Raw genomic sequence first — 20187 nt, 5'->3', positions numbered from 1 at the left:
TTACCTCTTACGCCAGACGCGGGTTAACTTTTTCTGCATCGATGTCGAATTTAGCAATGGCGTCAGCCACAACTTTCTTATCGATTTCACCACGTTTAGCCAGTTCGCCCAGCGCCGCAACGACCACGTAGGAAGCATCGACTTCGAAGTGGTGACGCAGGTTTTCACGGCTGTCGGAACGACCGAAGCCATCGGTACCCAGTACGCGGTAATCATCAGCCGGTACGTAAGTACGAACCTGCTCGGCGAACAGTTTCATATAGTCAGTGGATGCTACAGCCGGAGCGTCGTTCATCACCTGAGCGATGTACGGTATGCGCGGAGTTTCCAGCGGGTGCAGCATGTTCCAGCGTTCGCAATCCTGGCCATCACGCGCCAGTTCGGTGAAGGAGGTGACGCTATACACGTCAGAACCTACGCCGTAATCTTTCGCCAGGATCTGCGCTGCTTCACGAACGTGACGCAGGATAGAACCGGAGCCCAGCAGCTGAACTTTACCTTTGCTACCTTCGAGGGTTTCGAGTTTGTAGATACCTTTACGGATACCTTCCTCGGCGCCTTCCGGCATGGCCGGCATGTGGTAGTTTTCGTTCAGTGTAGTGATGTAGTAGTAAACGTTCTCTTGCGCTTCGCCGTACATACGTACCAGACCGTCATGCATGATGACAGCGACTTCGTACGCGTAAGACGGGTCGTAGGAGATACAGTTCGGGATAGTCAGCGACTGAATGTGGCTGTGACCATCTTCGTGCTGCAGACCTTCGCCGTTCAGCGTAGTACGACCGGAAGTACCGCCAATCAGGAAGCCGCGAGCCTGCTGATCGCCAGCCGCCCAGCACAGATCGCCGATACGCTGGAAGCCGAACATCGAGTAGTAGATGTAGAACGGAATCATCGGCAGGTCGTTGGTGCTGTAGGAGGTCGCAGCAGCCAGCCAGGATGCGCCTGCGCCCAGCTCGTTAATACCTTCCTGCAGAATCTGGCCTTTCTCGTCTTCTTTGTAGTATGCAACCTGCTCACGGTCCTGCGGGGTGTACTGCTGGCCGTTCGGGCTGTAGATACCGATCTGACGGAACAGACCTTCCATACCGAAAGTACGCGCTTCATCGGCGATGATCGGCACCAGACGATCTTTGATCGACTTGTTCTTCAGCATCACGTTCAGGGCACGAACGAAAGCGATAGTGGTAGAGATTTCTTTGTTTTGCTCTTCCAGCAGCGCGCTGAAGTCGGCCAGAGTCGGCAACTCCAGTTTCTCAGTGAATTTCGGCTGACGAGTCGGCAGGTAGCCGTTCAGCTTTTCACGTTGAGCGTGCAGGTAAGTGTGCTCTTCGGAACCTTCCGGGAAGGTCACGTACGGCAGTTTTTCGATATCGGCATCAGCCACCGGCACGTTGAAACGATCGCGGACGTAGCGAACGCCGTCCATGTTCATTTTCTTAACCTGGTGCGCGATGTTTTTACCTTCCGCGGTGTCGCCCATACCATAACCTTTAATGGTATGCGCCAGAATCACGGTCGGCTGGCCTTTGGTTTCCTGCGCTTTTTTCAGTGCAGCGTAGACTTTCTTCGGATCGTGACCGCCACGGTTCAGGGCCCAGATCTGCTCGTCAGTCCAGTCGGCAACCAGCGCGGCGGTTTCCGGATATTTACCGAAGAAGTGCTCACGAACGTAGGCGCCGTCTTTGGATTTGAAGGTCTGGTAGTCGCCGTCAACGGTTTCGTTCATCAGCTGAATCAGCTTACCGCTGGTGTCTTTACGCAGCAGCTCATCCCAACGACCGCCCCAGATAACCTTGATAACGTTCCAGCCAGCACCACCGAAGATGCCTTCCAGTTCGTTAATGATTTTACCGTTACCGGTGACCGGGCCGTCCAGACGCTGCAGGTTGCAGTTGATGACGAAGACCAGGTTATCCAGTTTTTCACGGGTCGCGATGGTGATAGCGCCTTTAGATTCCGGCTCATCCATCTCGCCATCGCCCAGGAAGGCGTAAACGGTTTGCGCAGAGGTGTCTTTCAGACCACGGTGTTCCAGATATTTCAGGAATTTAGCCTGATAGATTGCGCCCAACGGCCCCAGACCCATTGATACGGTCGGGAACTGCCAGAATTCCGGCATCAGTTTCGGGTGCGGATAAGAGGACAGACCATTACCGTGAACTTCCTGACGGAAGTTGTTCATCTGCTCTTCAGTCAGACGACCTTCCAGGAAGGCACGTGCATATACGCCCGGAGAGATGTGGCCCTGGAAGTAAACCAGATCGCCGCCGTCTTTCTCAGTGCGCGCACGGAAGAAGTGGTTGAAGCAGACTTCGTAGAAGGTAGCGGAAGACTGGTAGGATGCCATGTGGCCACCCAGCTCCAGATCTTTCTTCGATGCGCGCAGAACGGTCATGATGGCGTTCCAACGGATCGCTGAACGAATACGGCGTTCCAGCTCCAGATTGCCCGGGTATTCCGGTTCATCTTCAACGGCAATAGTGTTGACGTAATTATGCGCTGCCGCACCGGCCGCTACTTTCACGCCGCCTTTGCGGGCCTCAGAAAGAAGCTGGTCGATCAGATACTGAGCACGCTCAACACCTTCTTCACGGATGACCGATTCGATCGCCTGTTGCCAGTCGCGAGTTTCGATCGGATCCACGTCATTCTGGAAACGTTCTGACATGGGGGTATTCCTTATCTATCTAATCGTTGATTTAACTGGAACCTGTCCCATTGAACTCTTTAGCGTTTCACTCTGATGAACAACCAAGAATTCAATAAGACAGGTTCTGCGTTTAGTTGCCGCGCTCTAAAAAATGGCGCTTAAGAACCGGAGTTCTCGTCCTTTCGTTGCTGTAAACGACGCAGTGAACGTTCTCTACGACTCTGTTCACGGCTACGATCCAGCAAAATTTCCTCAATGAACGCCAGGTGACGGTGCGACGCCTCACGCGCCTGCTCCGGCTCCCCGGCCATTATCGCCTCGAAAATGCGAGTACGATGGTTGCTGACCAACGGGAGCATTTCCCGGCGGGCATACAGCAATTCAAAGTTCTGACGAACGTTTTGTGCCAGCATCGGCTCCATACACCTTAGCAGATGGAGCAACACCACATTGTGCGCCGCTTCGGTGACGGCGATTTGGTACTGGACGACAGCGCCGGATTCGGCGTCGAGATCGCCGGACTGTTGGGCCCGCTCAATGGCTTGATGCAGCTCGCGAATACGGTCGCGATCTTCATCATTGCTGCGCAGCGCCGCGTAATAAGCCGCGATGCCTTCCAGCGCGTGACGGGTTTCCAGCAAATCGAATTGGGATTCAGGGTGGTCGGACAGGAGCTCGACCAACGGGTCGCTAAAGCTCTGCCACAGGCTGCTTTGTACAAAGGTTCCACCGCCCTGGCGACGAAGCAACAGGCCCTTGGCTTCGAGGCGTTGAATCGCCTCACGGAGCGAGGGACGGGAAACGTCGAACTGTTTTGCCAGTTCGCGTTCAGGCGGGAGTTTTTCACCGGGGCGCAACGTCCCCTCAAGAATCAGAAACTCCAGCTGCTGCTCTATCACATCAGAAAGTTTTGGTTGGCGGATCTTGCTGTAGGCCATATTCCCTGTCTCTGCCATTCGCCCGGAGTCAATTGGTCTTACCAATTTAAAGTTCGTAGCGCTAAAGTAACAAAGTATTCACCTCCTGTCCATACAGGTTTTGATTGAAATCAGTAAACCTGGCCTTTTTTAACAACCTTACAGAAATAACGTTTCAGAAATGTAACCTTGCACAAAACTTACATTTACCCAGCAAGGGGTAGCATTAACTTTATATAAACGAAAAATTACGCTTTCTGAACCGATTCAAGAAGCGAAAAAGTGCATTTATAAACCAATAAAGTGAATAGATAACCAATAAAGAGTAGCGGTGGCGGTGGTAAGAAAAAATGACAAACGGTGTCTTTTTGTTCGTTCCGTCATCATCCCTTCATAAAGCAGGTGCATTCGCACGCCCTTACCATTATTCTTCATCAGGCGAAAGGTCTTTGAGGGAATTTCCGCTTTGCTTTCCGTAAAGAAATCAATACAAAAATGGAATTTCATAATTACACAAACACAACAATGTGTGCGTTGCGTCACTCGGGTAAAAACTGGCCTCAAACGCCTTGAAATTAGCTAACTATGCTATTTGGCAGAGACGGACAGCAAAGCAGCAACCTGAAGGATGAAGCGTATAAACATAATAACCACACACGAGGTTTCATGATGGAAGGTCAACAGCATGGCGATCGACTCAAGCGCGGCTTGAAGAACCGCCATATACAGCTCATTGCGCTAGGAGGCGCTATTGGTACGGGCTTATTCCTGGGTAGTGCGTCAGTGATTCAATCTGCAGGTCCTGGTATTATTCTCGGCTACGCTATCGCCGGGTTTATCGCCTTCCTGATCATGCGTCAACTCGGCGAAATGGTCGTCGAAGAACCGGTAGCCGGTTCATTCAGCCATTTTGCTTATAAATACTGGGGCGGATTTGCCGGCTTTGCCTCCGGCTGGAACTATTGGGTGCTGTATGTCCTTGTCGCCATGGCGGAACTGACCGCCGTGGGCAAATATATCCAGTTCTGGTGGCCGGAAATCCCTACCTGGGCCTCCGCGGCGGTCTTCTTCATCGCCATTAACGCCATTAACCTGACCAACGTAAAAGTGTTCGGCGAAATGGAGTTCTGGTTCGCGATTATTAAAGTCGTCGCGGTAGTGGCCATGATTCTGTTCGGCGCCTGGCTGTTGTTCAGCGGCAACGGCGGCCCGCAGGCGACGGTCAGTAACCTGTGGGATCAGGGCGGTTTCCTGCCGCACGGCTTCACCGGGCTGGTGATGATGATGGCGATCATTATGTTCTCCTTCGGCGGTCTGGAACTGGTGGGCATCACCGCGGCAGAAGCGGACAACCCGGAAAAGAGCATCCCGAAAGCCACCAATCAGGTTATCTACCGTATCCTTATTTTCTATGTAGGCTCCCTGGCCGTGCTGCTCTCCCTGCTGCCGTGGACGCGCGTCACCGCCGATACCAGCCCGTTCGTGCTGATCTTCCACGAACTCGGCGATACGCTGGTGGCAAACGCCCTCAACATCGTGGTGCTCACCGCCGCGCTCTCGGTTTACAACAGCTGCGTGTACTGTAACAGCCGTATGCTGTTCGGCCTGGCGCAGCAGGGTAATGCGCCGAAAGCGCTGCTGACTCTCGATAAACGCGGCGTACCGGTCAACACCATTCTGGTATCCGCCGTAGTCACCGCGCTGTGCGTGCTGATCAACTACCTGGCGCCGGAATCGGCGTTCGGACTGCTGATGGCGCTGGTGGTCTCCGCGCTGGTAATTAACTGGGCGATGATTAGCCTCGCGCACATCAAATTCCGTCGCGCTAAGCAGCAGGAAGGCGTGAAAACACGTTTCCCGGCGCTGTTCTACCCGCTGGGTAACTGGGTATGCCTGCTATTTATGGTCGCGGTACTGGCCATCATGCTGATGACCCCGGGAATGGCGATTTCGGTGTGGCTGATACCGGTATGGATTGCCGTTCTCGGCGTTGGCTATCTGTTTAAGCAGAAAAGCGCCGGCGTCGTAAAAGCACAATAATACATCTCGTCACGCCGTGTCCGTCCTCGAGCGACGGGCACGGCGCATTGTTATCTGCTTCACACTTTCCTTCCTGTAACAGTTTTATCCATATCGATGACGGATTACTGCAACGTAATTCCCGACGCTAAGACCAATAATTCTCTCCAGACTGCAATGGAGAGTTCCAGGATGACAGGCAATACACTTTCGCTGAAAGAAAAGATTGGCTACGGGATGGGCGATGCCGGATGTAACATTATCTTTGGCGCCATCATGTTGTTCGTTAACTATTTTTATACGGATATTTTTGGTCTTGCGCCGGCGCTGGTTGGGGTGCTGCTGCTTTCGGTGCGCGTCATCGATGCCGTCACCGACCCGATCATGGGGGCGATGGCCGACCGCACCCGCAGTAAATATGGCCGCTTTCGCCCATGGCTGCTGTGGATGGCCTTCCCCTACGCCCTGTTCAGCGTGCTGATGTTCACCACCCCGGAATGGACCTACAACAGCAAGGTTATCTATGCCTTCGTCACCTACTTCCTGCTGTCGATAACCTATACCGCGATTAACATCCCCTACTGCTCTTTGGGGACGGTGATGACATCCGACCCGCAAGAACGTGTCGCCTGCCAGTCATACCGCTTTGTGCTGGTCGGTATCGCGACGCTTCTGCTCTCGCTGACTCTGCTGCCTATGGCGGAGTGGTTCGGCGGCGCCGATAAAGCGAAAGGTTATCAAATGGCGATGACCGTATTGGCGTTCATCGGCATGTGTATGTTTTTGTTCTGCTTCGCCACCGTACGCGAGCGCATACGTCCTGCGGTACAAACCAACGACGAGCTGAAAAAAGACCTCAAAGACGTGTGGAAAAACGACCAGTGGGTTCGCATTTTGCTCTTAACCCTATGTAACGTTTGCCCCGGCTTTATCCGCATGGCCGCCACCATGTACTACGTCACCTGGGTGATGGGGCAAAGCACCCACTTCGCCACTCTGTTTATCAGCCTTGGCGTGGTCGGCATGATGATCGGCAGCATGCTGGCGAAAGTGCTGACCGACCGCTGGTGTAAACTGCAGGTCTTTTTCTGGACCAACATTGTACTGGCAGTCTTCTCCTGCGCGTTCTACTTCTTTAATCCGCATGCCACAACGCTGATTCTGGTGCTCTACTTCCTGCTCAATATCCTGCATCAAATCCCGTCGCCGCTGCACTGGTCGCTGATGTCCGACGTTGATGACTACGGCGAGTGGAAAACCGGTAAACGGATCACCGGCATCAGCTTCTCCGGTAACCTGTTCTTCCTGAAAGTGGGGCTGGCGGTCGCCGGGGCCATGGTGGGTTTCCTGCTGTCGTGGTACGGCTACGATGCCGGCGCGAAGCAGCAAAGCGCCTCGGCGCTAAACGGTATCGTACTGCTGTTCTCAGTGATCCCCGGCGTTGGCTACCTGATTACCGCAGGCGTCGTACGCCTGTTGAAAGTTGACCGTGATCTGATGCGCCAAATCCAGAGCGATCTGGAAAAACGCCGCAGTAACTACAGCGAACTGAATGAACTCCAGGAATTGAAAACCAGTGAACACGTAAGGAAAGCCTGATGAACAACTGGCCGAATCCCTTTATTGAACAACGCGCGGACCCTTTTATCCTGCGCCATCACGACAGCTACTATTTTATTGCCTCCGTGCCGGAATACGATCGGCTGGAGATTCGCCGCGCCGCCACGCTGGAAGGCCTGCGTGAAGCCGAGCCGGTGACCGTCTGGCGCAAGCCGCAAAGCGGTCCGATGAGCCAGCTGATTTGGGCGCCTGAGCTCCACCACATCGACGGCAAGTGGTATATCTATTTCGCCGCCGCCCCGACCCATGACCTCGACGCCCAGGGGATGTTCCAGCACCGGATGTTCGCCCTTGAGTGTACCGACAGCGATCCGCTCAGCGGCCGCTGGCAGGAAAAAGGGCAAATTATCACCCCGTTCGATACCTTCGCCCTCGATGCCACCACTTTCTGCCATCAAGGGAAACGCTGGTATTTATGGGCGCAGAAAGACCCGCAGATCGCCGGCAATACCAATCTCTATCTGGCGGAGCTGGAAAACCCGTGGACGCTAAAAGGCGCGCCGATCATGCTGAGTAAGCCGGAGTTTGCCTGGGAATGCCGGGGATTTATGGTCAATGAGGGGCCTGCGGTGCTGGTACACGGCGATAAGCTGTTTATCAGCTATTCCGCCAGCGCGACCGATGAAAACTACTGCATGGGATTATTATGGATAGATATTCAGGCCGATCCGCTACAGCCGGCTAACTGGCACAAATCCCCGCAGCCGGTATTTCGCACCAGCTACGAAAACCGCCAGTATGGTCCCGGCCACAATAGCTTTACGCAAACGCCGGAGGGGGAAGATGTGCTGGTGTACCACGCGCGCAACTACACCGAAATCGAAGGCGACCCGCTGTACGATCCTAACCGTCACACCCGGCTGAAGTTAGTGCGCTGGCAAGAAAACGGGATGCCCGACTTCGGCATCCCGCCCGCTGATACGCTGTAGCGAGTGAACAGCGAGCCGTCCGGGATCCAACGCCACCACTGGGATTTTCCCTGCTTGCGCTGCGCTTAGCAGGGCTACCGCTTCTGCGCTTACCGGGCCGCGGAGCGTAGGCCGGATAAGCGCAGCGCCATCCGGCGACATGAGGGCGCCAAGCCCAGCAGCGCCTGGCTTCGGGCTGTTAAATCAACGTTCCGTAGATGGTCAGCAGCGCCATAATCACCACCACCACCAGCGAGGTTTTCTTCGCCATGGAAACCGCCGCTTTTGGCGTCTCAACCGCATCGACGTGCGGCTCGCGGGCCAATGAGAACTGGGCCAGACGAGTTAATACCTGATACTGTGAAGAGTGACGATCGCCTAGCGAGGCAAACCACGCAGGCAGCGCTTTTTCGCCGTGCCCCAGCAGCGCGTATACCACGCCAACCAGGCGCACCGGCACCCAATCGACAATATGCAGAATACCGTCAATGCCGGACTGTAAACGATGGCGCGGCGTCTGATAGCGCGCAAGCCAGGTCTGCCAGGCGCGCAGGACGCTATAAGCGGTTAGCGTCAACAGCCCCCACGGGCCGCCGACCACCAGCCAGAACAGAGGCGCGAGATAGTAGCGATAGTTGATCCATAGCAGTGCGTTTTGCAGCTCGCGAAGATACTCCTGACGATCGCAGCCCGGCGGCACGCCGTGAATAAGCGTTAGTTCGCTGGCCATAGAATCGCAGGCGTGGCTATCGTTGTTCGCCGCCGCCTTCAGATAGGCATGATAATGCAGGCGCACCTTGCCCGCGCCAATACACAGCAGGCCAAGCAAAATCCAGAACACCAGCAGCGGTACGTTAAATAGCTGCCCCTGTAGCAGGCGTTGAATAACATATACCACCGCCACCGCGACGACGGTCATCAGCACGGTGCCGAACAGCGAGAAATGCCTCACGCGGCGGAACAGTACCTCCAGGCGATGATCGAGCTGCCAGTGCTCGCCAAGTTTGAACAGACGCTCGGCGATGAGAACCAGCAGCGTAGTAAACAACGTCATGGTATCTCCTTATGTGACGATGCGGCCAACATACCGCGGTATTTTGCCCAATCAAAGGCCGGGCCGGGATCCGTTTTACGTATCGGCGCGATATCGCAATGGCCGGTAATATTATCAGCAATACCAGGATAACGCTGGATGAGCGCCTGGGTAATCACCACTAACTGCTGGTACTGCGCCTCGGTGTAGGCCTGAGTATCCGTCCCTTCCAGCTCAATGCCGATCGAAAAATCATTGCAGCGCTCGCGGCCGTGATAGCTGGAGACGCCCGCATGCCATGCGCGCTTATCAAAGGGTACATACTGGACTATCTCGCCATCGCGACGAATCAGACAATGCGCCGAAACGCGCAGATGAGCAATCCCGGCGAAGTAAGGATGCGCGTCGGCATCCAATGTTCCGGTAAATAGCGCGTCAATCCACGGGCCGCCAAACTCCCCCGGCGGCAGGCTGATATTATGTACCACCAGTAAAGAAGGGTTTTCATCGTCCGGGCGGCAATCGTGATGCGGCGAAGGCACCCGACGCGCGCCCACCAGCCATCCGCCATTCAACTGCATGGGGAATCTCCTTTCGCAAACGTGGATCCCGGCGGCCCCACAGGCGACGCGAAATCCATTGGGTATGTGTGGTACAGAAACGTGGTTCAGGTTAGCATGTTTCCCACTTCTGAATCTTATCTATCTGGAGCTTTATCATGACGCCTCGTCGCTACAGCCCCGACCGCCGCCGTGACGCGCTGCTGGAACGTATTAATCTCGATATTACCGACGCCGTCGCGCAATCATTACGCGAAGATCTGGGCGGCGAAGTTGACGCTAACAACGATATCAGCGCGCAATTATTGCCATCGGACGCGCGCTCTCACGCCGTCGTTATCACCCGCGAAGATGGGGTATTCTGCGGTAAGCGTTGGGTAGAAGAAGTTTTCATTCAGCTTGCCGGCGACGATGTCCGCATCACCTGGCACGTGGCTGACGGCGATACGGTAAAAGCCGATCAGCCGCTGTTCGAACTGGACGGGCCGTCGCGGGTGCTGCTGACCGGCGAACGCACCGCGCTGAATTTCGTGCAGACCCTCTCCGGGGTAGCAAGCGAAGTACGCCGCTACGTCGACCTGCTCAAAGGCACCAAAACGCAACTGCTTGATACGCGTAAAACGTTACCAGGCCTGCGCACCGCGTTGAAGTATGCGGTGCTGTGCGGCGGCGGCGCGAACCACCGTCTGGGCCTCTTCGACGCTTTCCTGATCAAAGAAAACCATATCATCGCCTCTGGTTCGGTACGTCAGGCGGTGGAAAAAGCCTTCTGGCTGCACCCGGACGTACCGGTGGAAGTCGAAGTCGAAACGCTGGATGAGCTGGATGAAGCGTTAAAAGCCGGCGCTGATATCATCATGCTCGACAATTTCACCACCGACCTGATGCGTGAGGCGGTGAAACGTACCAACGGCCAGGCGGCGCTGGAAGTCTCCGGCAATGTAACCTTCGATACCATTCGCGAATTCGCGGAAACCGGCGTTGACTATATTTCCGTCGGCGCACTCACCAAGCACGTACGGGCCCTCGACCTGTCCATGCGTTTTCGTTAATTCTCTCCCCGATATCCGCCGGGTATCGGGGTTATTTTTGCGAGACGCCTCGCACGCTTCCCGTGCATCTTTGAAAATGCTACCGAAAAGCTGGATGCCTGCATCCTAAGCGTATTTTTCCTCCTCGCCGCCGCGACGTAATCGCGCCAAAGTCACCCCACAACCAACAAGGAGTGACTTATGGATAAGCAACGTGGTTTTACCCTGATCGAATTAATGGTGGTTATCGGCATTATCGCCATCCTCAGCGCCATCGGCATCCCTGCCTACCAAAACTACCTACGCAAAGCCGCCCTCACCGATATGCTGCAAACCTTTGTGCCCTACCGCACGGCAATAGAGCTGTGCGCCTTGGACCACGGCGGACTAACCAGCTGCGATGGCGGCAGTAACGGAATCCCTTCACCGTCGACTACCCGCTATGTATCAGCGATGAGCGTCGCCCAGGGGGTGGTCACGCTGACCGGGCAGGAGAGTCTGAACGGCCTGGCCGTCACCCTGACCCCTTCCTGGGATAACGCCAACGGTATCACCGGTTGGCAGCGCGTCTGCGCCATCGGCGATGACAGCGCGTTAAAGCAGGCCTGCGAAGATGTCTTCCGCTTTAACTGAGGTGACAGCCATGAAAACCGAACAGCTACTCTCACTCTGTCAGCGCCATCACGCACTGTTGTTGAAGAGCGACGAGCAGACCATTGTTATCGCCGTTGTGGATACGCCGTCTCCAGAACTGATGGAAGCGCTGCGCTTCGCTACCCAAAAGCGCATCGATATTGAATGCTGGAGCCAGGAGCGGATGGATAAGCATCAGCATGAGGCACAGCGGTCAGCAGCAGACTCCGCCACGGGTACCCCCCAGGGCGTAACCGATCTGCTGAATCAAATTCTGGAGCAGGCGCTGCGCCAGCGAGCCTCTGATATCCATATTGAGCCGGCGGAAAATCAGCTGCGGATACGTCTGCGTGTCGATGGCGTGTTGCATGCCCTACCGTTACTTGAGGCCGCGCTGGCTGCGCCAATAGCCGCACGGCTTAAGGTGCTGGGCAACCTCGATATTGCCGAGCATCGTCTACCGCAGGATGGACAGTTCACTCTGACGCTGGCCGGGCGCACGGTCTCCTTTCGCATCGCAACCCTCCCTTGCCGCGGCGGGGAGAAAATCGTCCTGCGTTTATTACACCAGGTGGAGCAGGCGCTGGATCTGGAAGCTCTGGGGCTCTCCTCTCGTCAGCTGGCTTTTTTCCGCGCCGCATTGAACCAGCCGCAGGGGTTGCTACTGGTTACCGGGCCTACGGGGAGTGGCAAAACTGTCACCCTGTACAGCGCGCTGCAGGCGCGAAACCGCGAAGAGGTCAATATCTGCAGCGTGGAAGATCCGCTGGAGATCCCGCTTACCGGGCTCAACCAAACGCAGATCAACCCGCGATCCGGGCTTACCTTCCAGAGCGTCCTGCGGGCGCTGCTGCGTCAGGATCCGGATATCGTCATGGTCGGAGAAATTCGCGATGCCGAAACCGCGGAAATCGCCATTAAAGCCGCACAAACCGGGCATCTGGTGCTCTCTACATTGCATACTAACTCCACCAGCGAAACGTTAATTCGCCTGCAACAAATGGGCGTAGCGCGCTGGATGATCTCCTCGGCGCTATCGCTGGTAGTCGCCCAGCGGCTGGTGCGAAAACTGTGTCCCCACTGCCGGCGCGATGGCGGCCGCCCTACCGAGGTGCCGCACAGTCTTTGGCCACGCCCATTACCCGGCTGGCTGGCGGTTGGCTGCCCACAGTGCTACCACGGTTACTACGGCCGCCTGGCCTTATTCGAACTGCTGCCGGTGGATAGCGCGCTGCGTCAGGCCATTAATCGCGATCTCAGCGCGGCGGAAATCGAAACGCTGGCCCGCGAAGCCGGCATGATGACACTGTTTGAAAGCGGCTGTGAAGCGGTGGAGCGCGGGTTGACCAGCCTGGAAGAAGTCGTGCGCGTTCTGGGGATCCCACATGGCGACTAAGCAGCTTTGGCAGTGGCGGGGGATGAATAAGCAAGGAATGATGTGCGAGGGCGCCCTGTGGCAAGAAACGCGTGGGCAGGCGCTGGCATCACTGGAACAGCAGCGGATCCTGCCGCTGGCGCTACGGCGTAAAACGGTACAGAATTCGCTGTGGCGCCCGCGCTACAGCGGTGAGGTTATCCGCCAGCTTGCCACGCTGCTGCAGGCTGGTTTACCGCTGGCTGAAGGGCTGGAGCTGCTGGCCCAACAACAGCCGCACAAACAGTGGCAGGCGTTGCTACGAGTGCTGGCGCAGGAACTGGCAAATGGCGTTTCTCTCTCCAGCGGCCTGGCGCAATGGCCGCAGGTCTTCCCTCCGCTCTATCTGGCGATGATCCGCACCGGCGAGCTCACCGGTAAGCTGGAACGCTGCTGCTTTCAACTCGCGCAACAGCAGCAGGAACAACAGCGTCTGACAGAAAAGGTAAAGAAGGCGCTGCGCTATCCGATCGTTATCCTGACATTAGCGCTGGCGCTGGTCGTGGCGATGCTGTTTTTCGTTCTGCCGGAATTTACCGCCATCTATCGGACCTTCAACACGCCGCTCCCCTTGCTGACGCAAATGGTCATTCACCTTGGCGACGCGTTAGCCCGCTACTGGCCGTTGCTGCCGCCTTTTTTTGCTATTCCACTATTTCTCAACCGGCTGGCCCGGCGGCGGCCACGCTGGCTGCTGTTAAGGCAAAGATTATTTCACGCGATTCCAATAGCGGGTCGGCTGCTCAACGGTCAGCAACTGAGCCAGGTATTTACCATTCTTTCACTGACCCAAAGCGCGGGTATAAGCTTTGTCCAGGGGCTGGAGAGCGTCGAGGAAACCGTGGGCTGCCCGCTGTGGCGGCAGCGGATTGCACAGGCGCGCGCAGAGATTATCCATGGCCAACCAATCTGGCAGGCGCTAACGAATTGTGGCGGATTTACCTCGCTGTGCCTGCAGCTCATTCGTACCGGCGAGGCATCAGGAGCGCTGGATACGATGCTCGATAACCTGGCGCGCCATCATAGCGAGCAAACTCATCAACAGGCGGATAATCTGGCGACGCTGCTGGAGCCAATACTGCTGGTGGTGACCGGAACGATCGTCGGTGTGCTGGTGGTAGCGATGTACCTACCTGTTTTTCATCTGGGGGACGCGCTGGGCACAATGGGGAGTTAATGGCTGGCGCCAGAGCGCCAGCCATCGTCATTACAGACTGTTGAACACGCGGTTCTCTTGTTCCTGTACGCGGATAAAGGTTGTACGTTTGGTCAGCTCTTTCAGGCGGGAAGCGCCAACATAGGTGCATGCTGAACGCAGGCCACCGAGGATATCACGCGCGGTATTATCAACCGGGCCGCGCAGCGGCAACTTAACGGTTTTACCTTCCGCGGCACGATATTTCGCGACGCCGCCGACGTGGCGAGTCATCGCCGATTCAGAGCTCATACCGTAAAACAGCATGAATTTTTCACCGTTCTCTTCCACCACGGTACCGCCGCTCTCTTCGTGACCCGCCAGCATCCCGCCGAGCATGACAAAATCGGCACCGCCGCCAAAAGCTTTCGCAACATCACCCGGCATGGTGCAGCCGCCGTCGCTGATGATCTGGCCGCCGAGACCGTGCGCGGCATCGGCACATTCAATCACCGCAGACAGCTGCGGGTAGCCAACGCCGGTTTTCACGCGGGTAGTACAGACGGAGCCAGGGCCAATGCCCACTTTAACGATATCAGCGCCGGAGAGAATCAGTTCTTCACACATTTCACCGGTCACCACGTTGCCGGCGATAATGGTTTTTTGTGGCCAGGCGGCGCGCGCTTTCGCCACAAACTGAACGAAGTGTTCAGAGTAGCCGTTAGCCACGTCTATGCAGACGAAGTTCAGCTGTGGATTCTGGGTCAGGATCTGCTGAGTTTTTTCAAAGTCCGCGTCAGAGGTACCGGTGGAAACCATCACATGCTGCAGCACTTCTGCGGACTCGCTCTGCACAAACGCCTGCCATTCTTCAACGCTGTAGTGTTTGTGCACGGCGGTCAGAATTCCAAAAGCGGACAAGGCTTTCGCCATGCTGAAGGTACCGACGGTATCCATGTTAGCAGCGATAATCGGTACGCCGGACCAGGTCTGGCCTGAATGCTTAAAGGTGAATTCACGTTCCAGTTGAACATCAGAACGGCTTTTGAGGGTAGAGCGTTTCGGGCGGATAAGAACGTCTTTAAAACCTAGCTTCAGATCTTCTTCAATACGCATGTGCGAATTCCTGGGGTTAATTGCATTAATGTGAGAGCACAACTCCAGTGACGCTATCATACGCACGAATCATAGCCGCGCAAGACTGCGATTTTCACTTTTTTTACGCTACAATCGTTAAAATTTACCTGGTGAATAGCGAAAAACACGTTCGTGTGCTTTCCTTACCATTGCGTCATTTTTAACCAATTGTTTTTTATATATAAAGTGAATCACAATTCACATTATGGATACTTTTTCGATTTAACAAAATCTTGATTAAGCTATCCTCTGGGTCTGAATGGCGCGGTGAATCGCCAGGGTTTTGAACAATAATGTGACATCGGGATTGAAGTGTATGGGGTATACGGTAGCGTTAACAGGCGGCATCGGTAGCGGTAAAAGTACCGTCGCCGACGAATTTGCTCACCTGGGCGTAACCGTCATCGACGCCGATATTATTGCGCGTCAGGTTGTAGAGCCCGGCACTCCCGCCCTGCTTGCTATCGCTGAAAGGTTTGGTCCACAGATGATCAACGACGATGGCAGTCTGAATCGCCGCCGCTTACGCGAACGCATTTTTGCTCATAGCGAGGACAAGGCCTGGCTTAACGCGCTGCTGCATCCGCTGATTCAGCAAGAAACGCGCCGTCAGATGCAGGCCTCAACCTCACCTTATCTCCTCTGGGTCGTACCCTTGCTGGTCGAAAACCGCCTGACCGATAAAGCCGATCGCATACTGGTTGTCGATGTGCCAAAAGAGACGCAAATCGAGCGCACCATACGCCGCGATGGGGTCAGTCGTGAACACGCTGAACATATTCTTGCCGCCCAGGCGACGCGCGAACAGCGTCTTGCCGCAGCGGATGATGTTATTGAAAACATGGGCTCCGCGGATGCCGTCGCATCCCACGTCGCCCGCCTGCACGATAAGTATTTAATGCTGGCATCGCAGGCCGCCTCACAGGAAAAACCGTAATGCATACCCCTGTTCTCTTCGAACATCCGCTCAATGAGAAAATGCGCACCTGGCTGCGCATTGAATTTTTATTTCAGCAGCTCTCTTCCCGCCCGGCCATTGCCAGCTACGCGGACGCTCTCCATTTTTTCCGCAATACCGGCGATCTACTGGACGTGCTGGAACGTGGCGAAGTGCGTACCGATTTGCTGAAAGAGCTGGAGCGACAACAGCGGAAATTACAAACCTGGGCCGAAGTGCCCGGCGTCGATCAGCAGCGTATTGAAGCCCTACGTCAGCAGCTCAAACTGTCCGGCAGCACCTTGATCTCCGCTCCGCGTATTGGCCAGTTTCTTCGTGAAGATCGGCTGATTGGCCTGGTGCGCCAGCGTCTGAGCATCCCTGGCGGCTGTTGCGGCTTTGATTTGCCAACGCTACATATCTGGCTGCATATGCCGCAAGAGTATCGCGATGAGCAGGTGGCAAAATGGTTAGCGAGCCTGACGCCGCTGATGCAGTCGCTGGAGCTGATCCTTGATTTGATTCGTAACTCCGCGCCTTTCCGTAAGCAGACCAGCCTCAATGGCTTTTATCAGGATAATGGCGACGATGCCGATCTGCTGCGCCTGCGCCTGGATCTCGCAAGCCAGCTATACCCGCAAATTTCCGGCCATAAAAGCCGCTTTGCCATCCGCTTCCTGCCGCTGGACAGCGAGCATGGTATCGTGCCGGAACGCTTTGATTTTGAACTGGCTTGTTGCTAAGGAGACACTATGTCAGAAGAGACTATCGTTAACTGCCCAACCTGCGGTAAAAACGTCGTCTGGAGCGAGCAAAGCCCGTTTCGCCCGTTTTGCTCGAAGCGCTGCCAGCTGATCGATCTTGGCGAGTGGGCGGCGGAAGAGAAACGTATCCCCAGTTCCGGCGACTTATCCGACAGCGATGACTGGAGCGAGCCGCAGCAGTAACCTTTCCTATCGCTAATCCGGGACGTTCCGGATTAGCGTTTCAGGCCTGCGCCGGGTTGCCCGGCGCTCAGGCAAGCGTAATAAGTTTATTAATTATCGGCTCGTTCGCCGGCGGAAATGCCTGCGGATCCAACGCCTGCTGCGCCATCCACTGCCCCGGTTGTCCTTCTTTGCCCCACGGCTCACCTTGCCAGTTTTCCACCAGGAAGAACCATAGCGTGATATGGCGATCCGGGAATTGATACTCCAGTTTGTCGAACAACGTGGACGTCGTCACCGTAATCCCGACCTCTTCCTGCAGTTCACGTACCAGCGCCTGTTCCGGCGTCTCACCTGATTCTATTTTTCCGCCGGGGAATTCCAGTTTATTGGCCATATGCGCGTCTGCAGCACGCTGGGTAATAAAAATTTCGCCTTGCGGATTGCGAATTATCCCGACGGCGATTTGCAGTTTTTTCATTGAAACAGCTCCATAAAAAAGGCGCAGAAATCTGCGCCCTGGTTTTCTTTTTATCAGCCCTTAGCTCAGACGGCCGTGGCACTGTTTGTATTTTTTACCGGAACCGCACGGGCACGGATCGTTACGCCCGACTTTACGGTCGCCGGTCTGTTCAGCCAGCGAGGCGGCAGCCAGTGTATCGTCATCCTGATGGCTCAGCTGCTGCATCTGCGCGAGACGCTCTGCCTCTTCGCGACGTTGCTGTTCCATCTCTTCGACTTCTTCCGGCATCCGCACCTGTACCTTGCTCAGCGTGCTGATAACTTCATACTTCAGCGATTCGAGCATAGCGGCAAACATCGAGAAGGATTCGCGCTTGTACTCCTGCTTCGGATCTTTCTGCGCGTAGCCGCGCAGATGGATACCCTGGCGCAGGTAGTCCATCGCCGCCAGGTGCTCTTTCCACAAGGAATCCAGCGTTTGCAGCATGACGCCTTTCTCGAAGTGACGCATCATTTCGGCGCCGACCACTTCTTCTTTACGCTGGTAGGTTTCTACCGCGCTCTGCAGAATACGTTCACGCAGGGTCTCTTCGTGCAGCTCCGGCTCTTTATCCAGCCACTCTTTGATTGGCAGCTCAAGGTCGAAGTCGTTTTTCAGACGTTCCTGCAGGCCTTCAATATCCCACATCTCTTCCAGCGACTGCGGCGGGATATGCGCATCAATAGTGGCTTTGAAGACGTCTTCGCGGATGCTGTTGATGGTTTCGCTCACGTCGGAGATATCCAACAGCTCGTTACGCTGGGTATAGATAGCGCGACGCTGATCGTTGGCGACGTCATCATATTCCAGCAGCTGTTTACGAATGTCGAAGTTGCGGCTTTCCACTTTACGCTGGGCGTTGGCAATCGCTTTGGTCACCCACGGGTGCTCGATAGCTTCGCCCGGCTTCATCCCCAGTTTACGCATCATGCCGGATACGCGATCGGAGGCGAAGATACGCATCAGAGCATCTTCCATCGACAGATAGAAGCGGGAAGAACCGGCATCACCCTGACGGCCAGCACGGCCACGCAGCTGGTTATCGATACGACGGGATTCATGACGCTCGGTACCGATGATGTGCAGACCGCCTGCGGCCAGGACCGCATCGTGGCGCACCTGCCAGTCAGCTTTGATTTTTTCAATCTGCTCCGGCGTTGGATTTTCCAGCGCGGCGACTTCTGCCTGCCAGCTACCGCCGAGCATAATATCGGTACCACGGCCCGCCATGTTGGTGGCGATGGTAACCGCAGCCGGATAACCCGCCTGGGCGACGATATCCGCTTCGCTGGCGTGGAACTTGGCGTTCAGGACGTTGTGCTTGATGCCGGCTTTCGTCAGTTCACGGGAAACCACTTCAGATTTTTCGATTGAGATAGTACCGACCAGCACCGGCTGACCGGCAGCGGTACGATCTTTAATATCCTCGATAATCGCCTGGATTTTTTCCGCTTCGGTCATGTAGACCAGATCCGCCATATCCTTACGGATCATCGGACGGTTAGTCGGGACGACAACGGTATCCAGTTTATAGATGGAGCTGAATTCAAAGGCTTCGGTATCCGCGGTACCGGTCATCCCCGCCAGTTTCTCGTACAGGCGGAAGTAGTTCTGGAAGGTGATGGATGCCAGAGTCTGGTTCTCATTCTGGATCTCCACCCCTTCTTTGGCTTCTACCGCCTGGTGGAGGCCATCGGACCAGCGACGCCCCTGCATCGTACGGCCGGTGTGTTCATCGACGATGATGACTTCGCCATCTTTCACGATGTAGTCAACGTCGCGGGTAAACAGCGCGTGGGCGCGCAGCGCGGCGGTAACATGGTGCATCAGCATGATGTTGGTCGGAGAATACAGTGATTCGCCTTCCTCCATGATGCCTTCCTGCACCAACAGCTCTTCAATAAGTACCAGACCGCGTTCGGTCAGGTTAACCTGGCGAGCTTTCTCATCTACGGAGAAGTGGCCTTCACCGGTAAAGGTGTCGGAGTCTTCCTTTTCCTGGCGGATCAGGTGCGGAATAATTTTGTTTACCTTGCGATACATTTCGGAGCTGTCTTCAGCCGGGCCGGAAATGATCAGCGGCGTACGCGCTTCGTCGATCAGGATGGAGTCCACCTCATCCACCAGCGCATAGTGCAGTTTACGCTGTACGCGCTCTTCCGGGCTGAACGCCATGTTATCGCGCAGGTAGTCGAAGCCGTATTCGTTGTTGGTGCCGTAAGTGATGTCGGCCGCGTAGGCTTCACGCTTCGCCGGCGCAGGCAGGCCGGACATATTGATGCCCACGCTCATACCAAGGAATTCAAACAGCGGACGGTTGTTTTCGGCGTCACGCTGCGCCAGATAGTCGTTGACGGTAACGACGTGAACGCCTTTACCGGTCAGCGCGTTAAGGTACGCCGGTAACGTCGCGGTCAGGGTTTTACCTTCACCGGTACGCATTTCCGCGATGCAGCGGTCGTTCAGTACCATACCGCCCAGCAGCTGCACGTCGAAGTGGCGCATGCCGAAGACGCGTTTACTCGCTTCACGCACCACGGCAAACGCTTCCGGGATCAGGCTTTCCAGGCTTTCACCTTTCTCCAGACGCGCGCGGAATTCTCCGGTTTTGGCTTTCAGCTCGTCATCAGAGAGCTTTTCCATCGCCGGTTCCATACCGTTGATGATGTTGACGACTTTGCGCATACGACGCAGCGTACGGTCGTTACGGCTACCGAACACTTTAGTTAACATTTTAATTAGCATAATAAAATCTCAAACGC

At 55.5% G+C, this 20187-nt stretch carries 17 protein-coding genes; 10 read left to right on the top strand and 7 right to left on the bottom strand.

Going from position 1 to position 20187, the window contains the following annotated elements; translation table 11 throughout:
- Window positions 1-7: 7 nt before the first annotated feature.
- Both aceE and pdhR read right to left on the bottom strand, forming a co-directional pair.
- On the bottom strand, window positions 8-2671 hold the full coding sequence (gene aceE, locus AC2CGP_RS18810) for a pyruvate dehydrogenase (acetyl-transferring), homodimeric type (protein ID WP_045359070.1): 2664 nt from the start codon (window positions 2669-2671) through the stop codon (window positions 8-10).
- A 140-nt stretch (window positions 2672-2811) separates the two neighbouring features.
- Window positions 2812-3591, bottom strand: a complete 780-nt coding sequence (gene pdhR / locus AC2CGP_RS18805; protein WP_015368223.1) for a pyruvate dehydrogenase complex transcriptional repressor PdhR — start codon at window positions 3589-3591, stop codon at window positions 2812-2814.
- 645 nt (window positions 3592-4236) lie between these two features.
- Here pdhR and aroP point away from each other — a divergent pair.
- The 3 genes from aroP to AC2CGP_RS18790 all read left to right on the top strand — a co-directional run bounded on the left by aroP (window position 4237) and on the right by AC2CGP_RS18790 (window position 8138).
- On the top strand, window positions 4237-5610 hold the full coding sequence (gene aroP / locus AC2CGP_RS18800; protein WP_161799840.1) for an aromatic amino acid transporter AroP: 1374 nt from the start codon (window positions 4237-4239) through the stop codon (window positions 5608-5610).
- A 171-nt stretch (window positions 5611-5781) separates the two neighbouring features.
- Entirely contained in the window at window positions 5782-7188 is a 1407-nt protein-coding gene (locus AC2CGP_RS18795; protein ID WP_015368226.1) for a glycoside-pentoside-hexuronide (GPH):cation symporter, read from the top strand.
- The gene (locus tag AC2CGP_RS18790) at window positions 7188-8138 is read left to right on the top strand and encodes a glycoside hydrolase family 43 protein (RefSeq protein WP_020079602.1); all 951 of its coding nucleotides are present in this window, start codon (window positions 7188-7190) and stop codon (window positions 8136-8138) included. Before AC2CGP_RS18795 ends, AC2CGP_RS18790 begins: the two co-directional genes overlap by 1 nt.
- Before the next feature lie 178 nt (window positions 8139-8316).
- On the opposite strand, the gene ampE is transcribed toward AC2CGP_RS18790, so the two are convergent.
- Both ampE and ampD read right to left on the bottom strand, forming a co-directional pair.
- Window positions 8317-9171, bottom strand: coding sequence for a beta-lactamase regulator AmpE (ampE, locus tag AC2CGP_RS18785; protein ID WP_032709890.1), 855 nt, complete (start codon window positions 9169-9171; stop codon window positions 8317-8319).
- Complete coding sequence (gene ampD, locus AC2CGP_RS18780) at window positions 9168-9731, bottom strand: 1,6-anhydro-N-acetylmuramyl-L-alanine amidase AmpD (RefSeq protein ID WP_015704411.1); 564 nt, start codon at window positions 9729-9731, stop codon at window positions 9168-9170. The genes ampE and ampD overlap by 4 nt, the downstream gene beginning before the upstream one ends.
- Before the next feature lie 137 nt (window positions 9732-9868).
- Between ampD and nadC the strand changes: the two genes are divergently transcribed.
- The 4 genes from nadC (at window position 9869) to hofC (ending at window position 13965) form a co-directional block, all read left to right on the top strand.
- Window positions 9869-10762 carry a carboxylating nicotinate-nucleotide diphosphorylase gene (gene nadC, locus AC2CGP_RS18775; RefSeq protein ID WP_015704410.1) on the top strand — a complete coding sequence of 298 codons (894 nt, stop codon included), beginning with the start codon at window positions 9869-9871 and terminating at the stop codon, window positions 10760-10762.
- A gap of 180 nt (window positions 10763-10942) precedes the next feature.
- On the top strand, window positions 10943-11374 hold the full coding sequence (gene ppdD / locus AC2CGP_RS18770) for a prepilin peptidase-dependent pilin (RefSeq protein WP_020079603.1): 432 nt from the start codon (window positions 10943-10945) through the stop codon (window positions 11372-11374).
- 10 nt (window positions 11375-11384) lie between these two features.
- Entirely contained in the window at window positions 11385-12770 is a 1386-nt protein-coding gene (gene gspE, locus AC2CGP_RS18765) for a type II secretion system protein GspE (RefSeq protein ID WP_045359073.1), read from the top strand.
- The gene (gene hofC, locus AC2CGP_RS18760; RefSeq protein WP_484502437.1) at window positions 12760-13965 is read left to right on the top strand and encodes a protein transport protein HofC; all 1206 of its coding nucleotides are present in this window, start codon (window positions 12760-12762) and stop codon (window positions 13963-13965) included. Before gspE ends, hofC begins: the two co-directional genes overlap by 11 nt.
- Before the next feature lie 30 nt (window positions 13966-13995).
- Here hofC and AC2CGP_RS18755 read toward each other — a convergent pair whose 3' ends face one another.
- Entirely contained in the window at window positions 13996-15039 is a 1044-nt protein-coding gene (locus AC2CGP_RS18755; protein WP_015368234.1) for a GMP reductase, read from the bottom strand.
- Between the two features lie 337 nt (window positions 15040-15376).
- On the opposite strand from AC2CGP_RS18755, the gene coaE reads away from it, so the two are divergent.
- Genes coaE through yacG form a run of 3 tightly spaced genes read left to right on the top strand, consistent with a single transcriptional unit; the run spans window position 15377 to window position 16944 of the window.
- Window positions 15377-15997 carry a dephospho-CoA kinase gene (coaE, locus tag AC2CGP_RS18750; RefSeq protein ID WP_042894009.1) on the top strand — a complete coding sequence of 207 codons (621 nt, stop codon included), beginning with the start codon at window positions 15377-15379 and terminating at the stop codon, window positions 15995-15997.
- Window positions 15997-16740: a cell division protein ZapD gene (zapD, locus tag AC2CGP_RS18745; RefSeq protein WP_015368236.1), complete on the top strand. Its 744-nt coding sequence runs from the start codon at window positions 15997-15999 to the stop codon at window positions 16738-16740. Before coaE ends, zapD begins: the two co-directional genes overlap by 1 nt.
- A 9-nt stretch (window positions 16741-16749) precedes the next feature.
- Window positions 16750-16944 (top strand): DNA gyrase inhibitor YacG, encoded by a 195-nt coding sequence (gene yacG, locus AC2CGP_RS18740; RefSeq protein ID WP_015368237.1) that lies wholly within the window; start codon window positions 16750-16752, stop codon window positions 16942-16944.
- Between the two features lie 67 nt (window positions 16945-17011).
- Here the strand turns inward: yacG and mutT are convergent, their stop codons facing one another.
- On the bottom strand, window positions 17012-17404 hold the full coding sequence (gene mutT / locus AC2CGP_RS18735; protein ID WP_015368238.1) for an 8-oxo-dGTP diphosphatase MutT: 393 nt from the start codon (window positions 17402-17404) through the stop codon (window positions 17012-17014).
- A gap of 60 nt (window positions 17405-17464) precedes the next feature.
- The gene (gene secA, locus AC2CGP_RS18730; RefSeq protein WP_015368239.1) at window positions 17465-20170 is read right to left on the bottom strand and encodes a preprotein translocase subunit SecA; all 2706 of its coding nucleotides are present in this window, start codon (window positions 20168-20170) and stop codon (window positions 17465-17467) included.
- Window positions 20171-20187 lie beyond the last annotated feature (17 nt).

It is taken from the genome of Klebsiella sp. SYXHC3 (assembly GCF_057196925.1).
The sequence above is the reverse complement of the archived record's forward strand: the minus strand, read 5'-3'. Positions and strand labels throughout refer to the sequence as shown.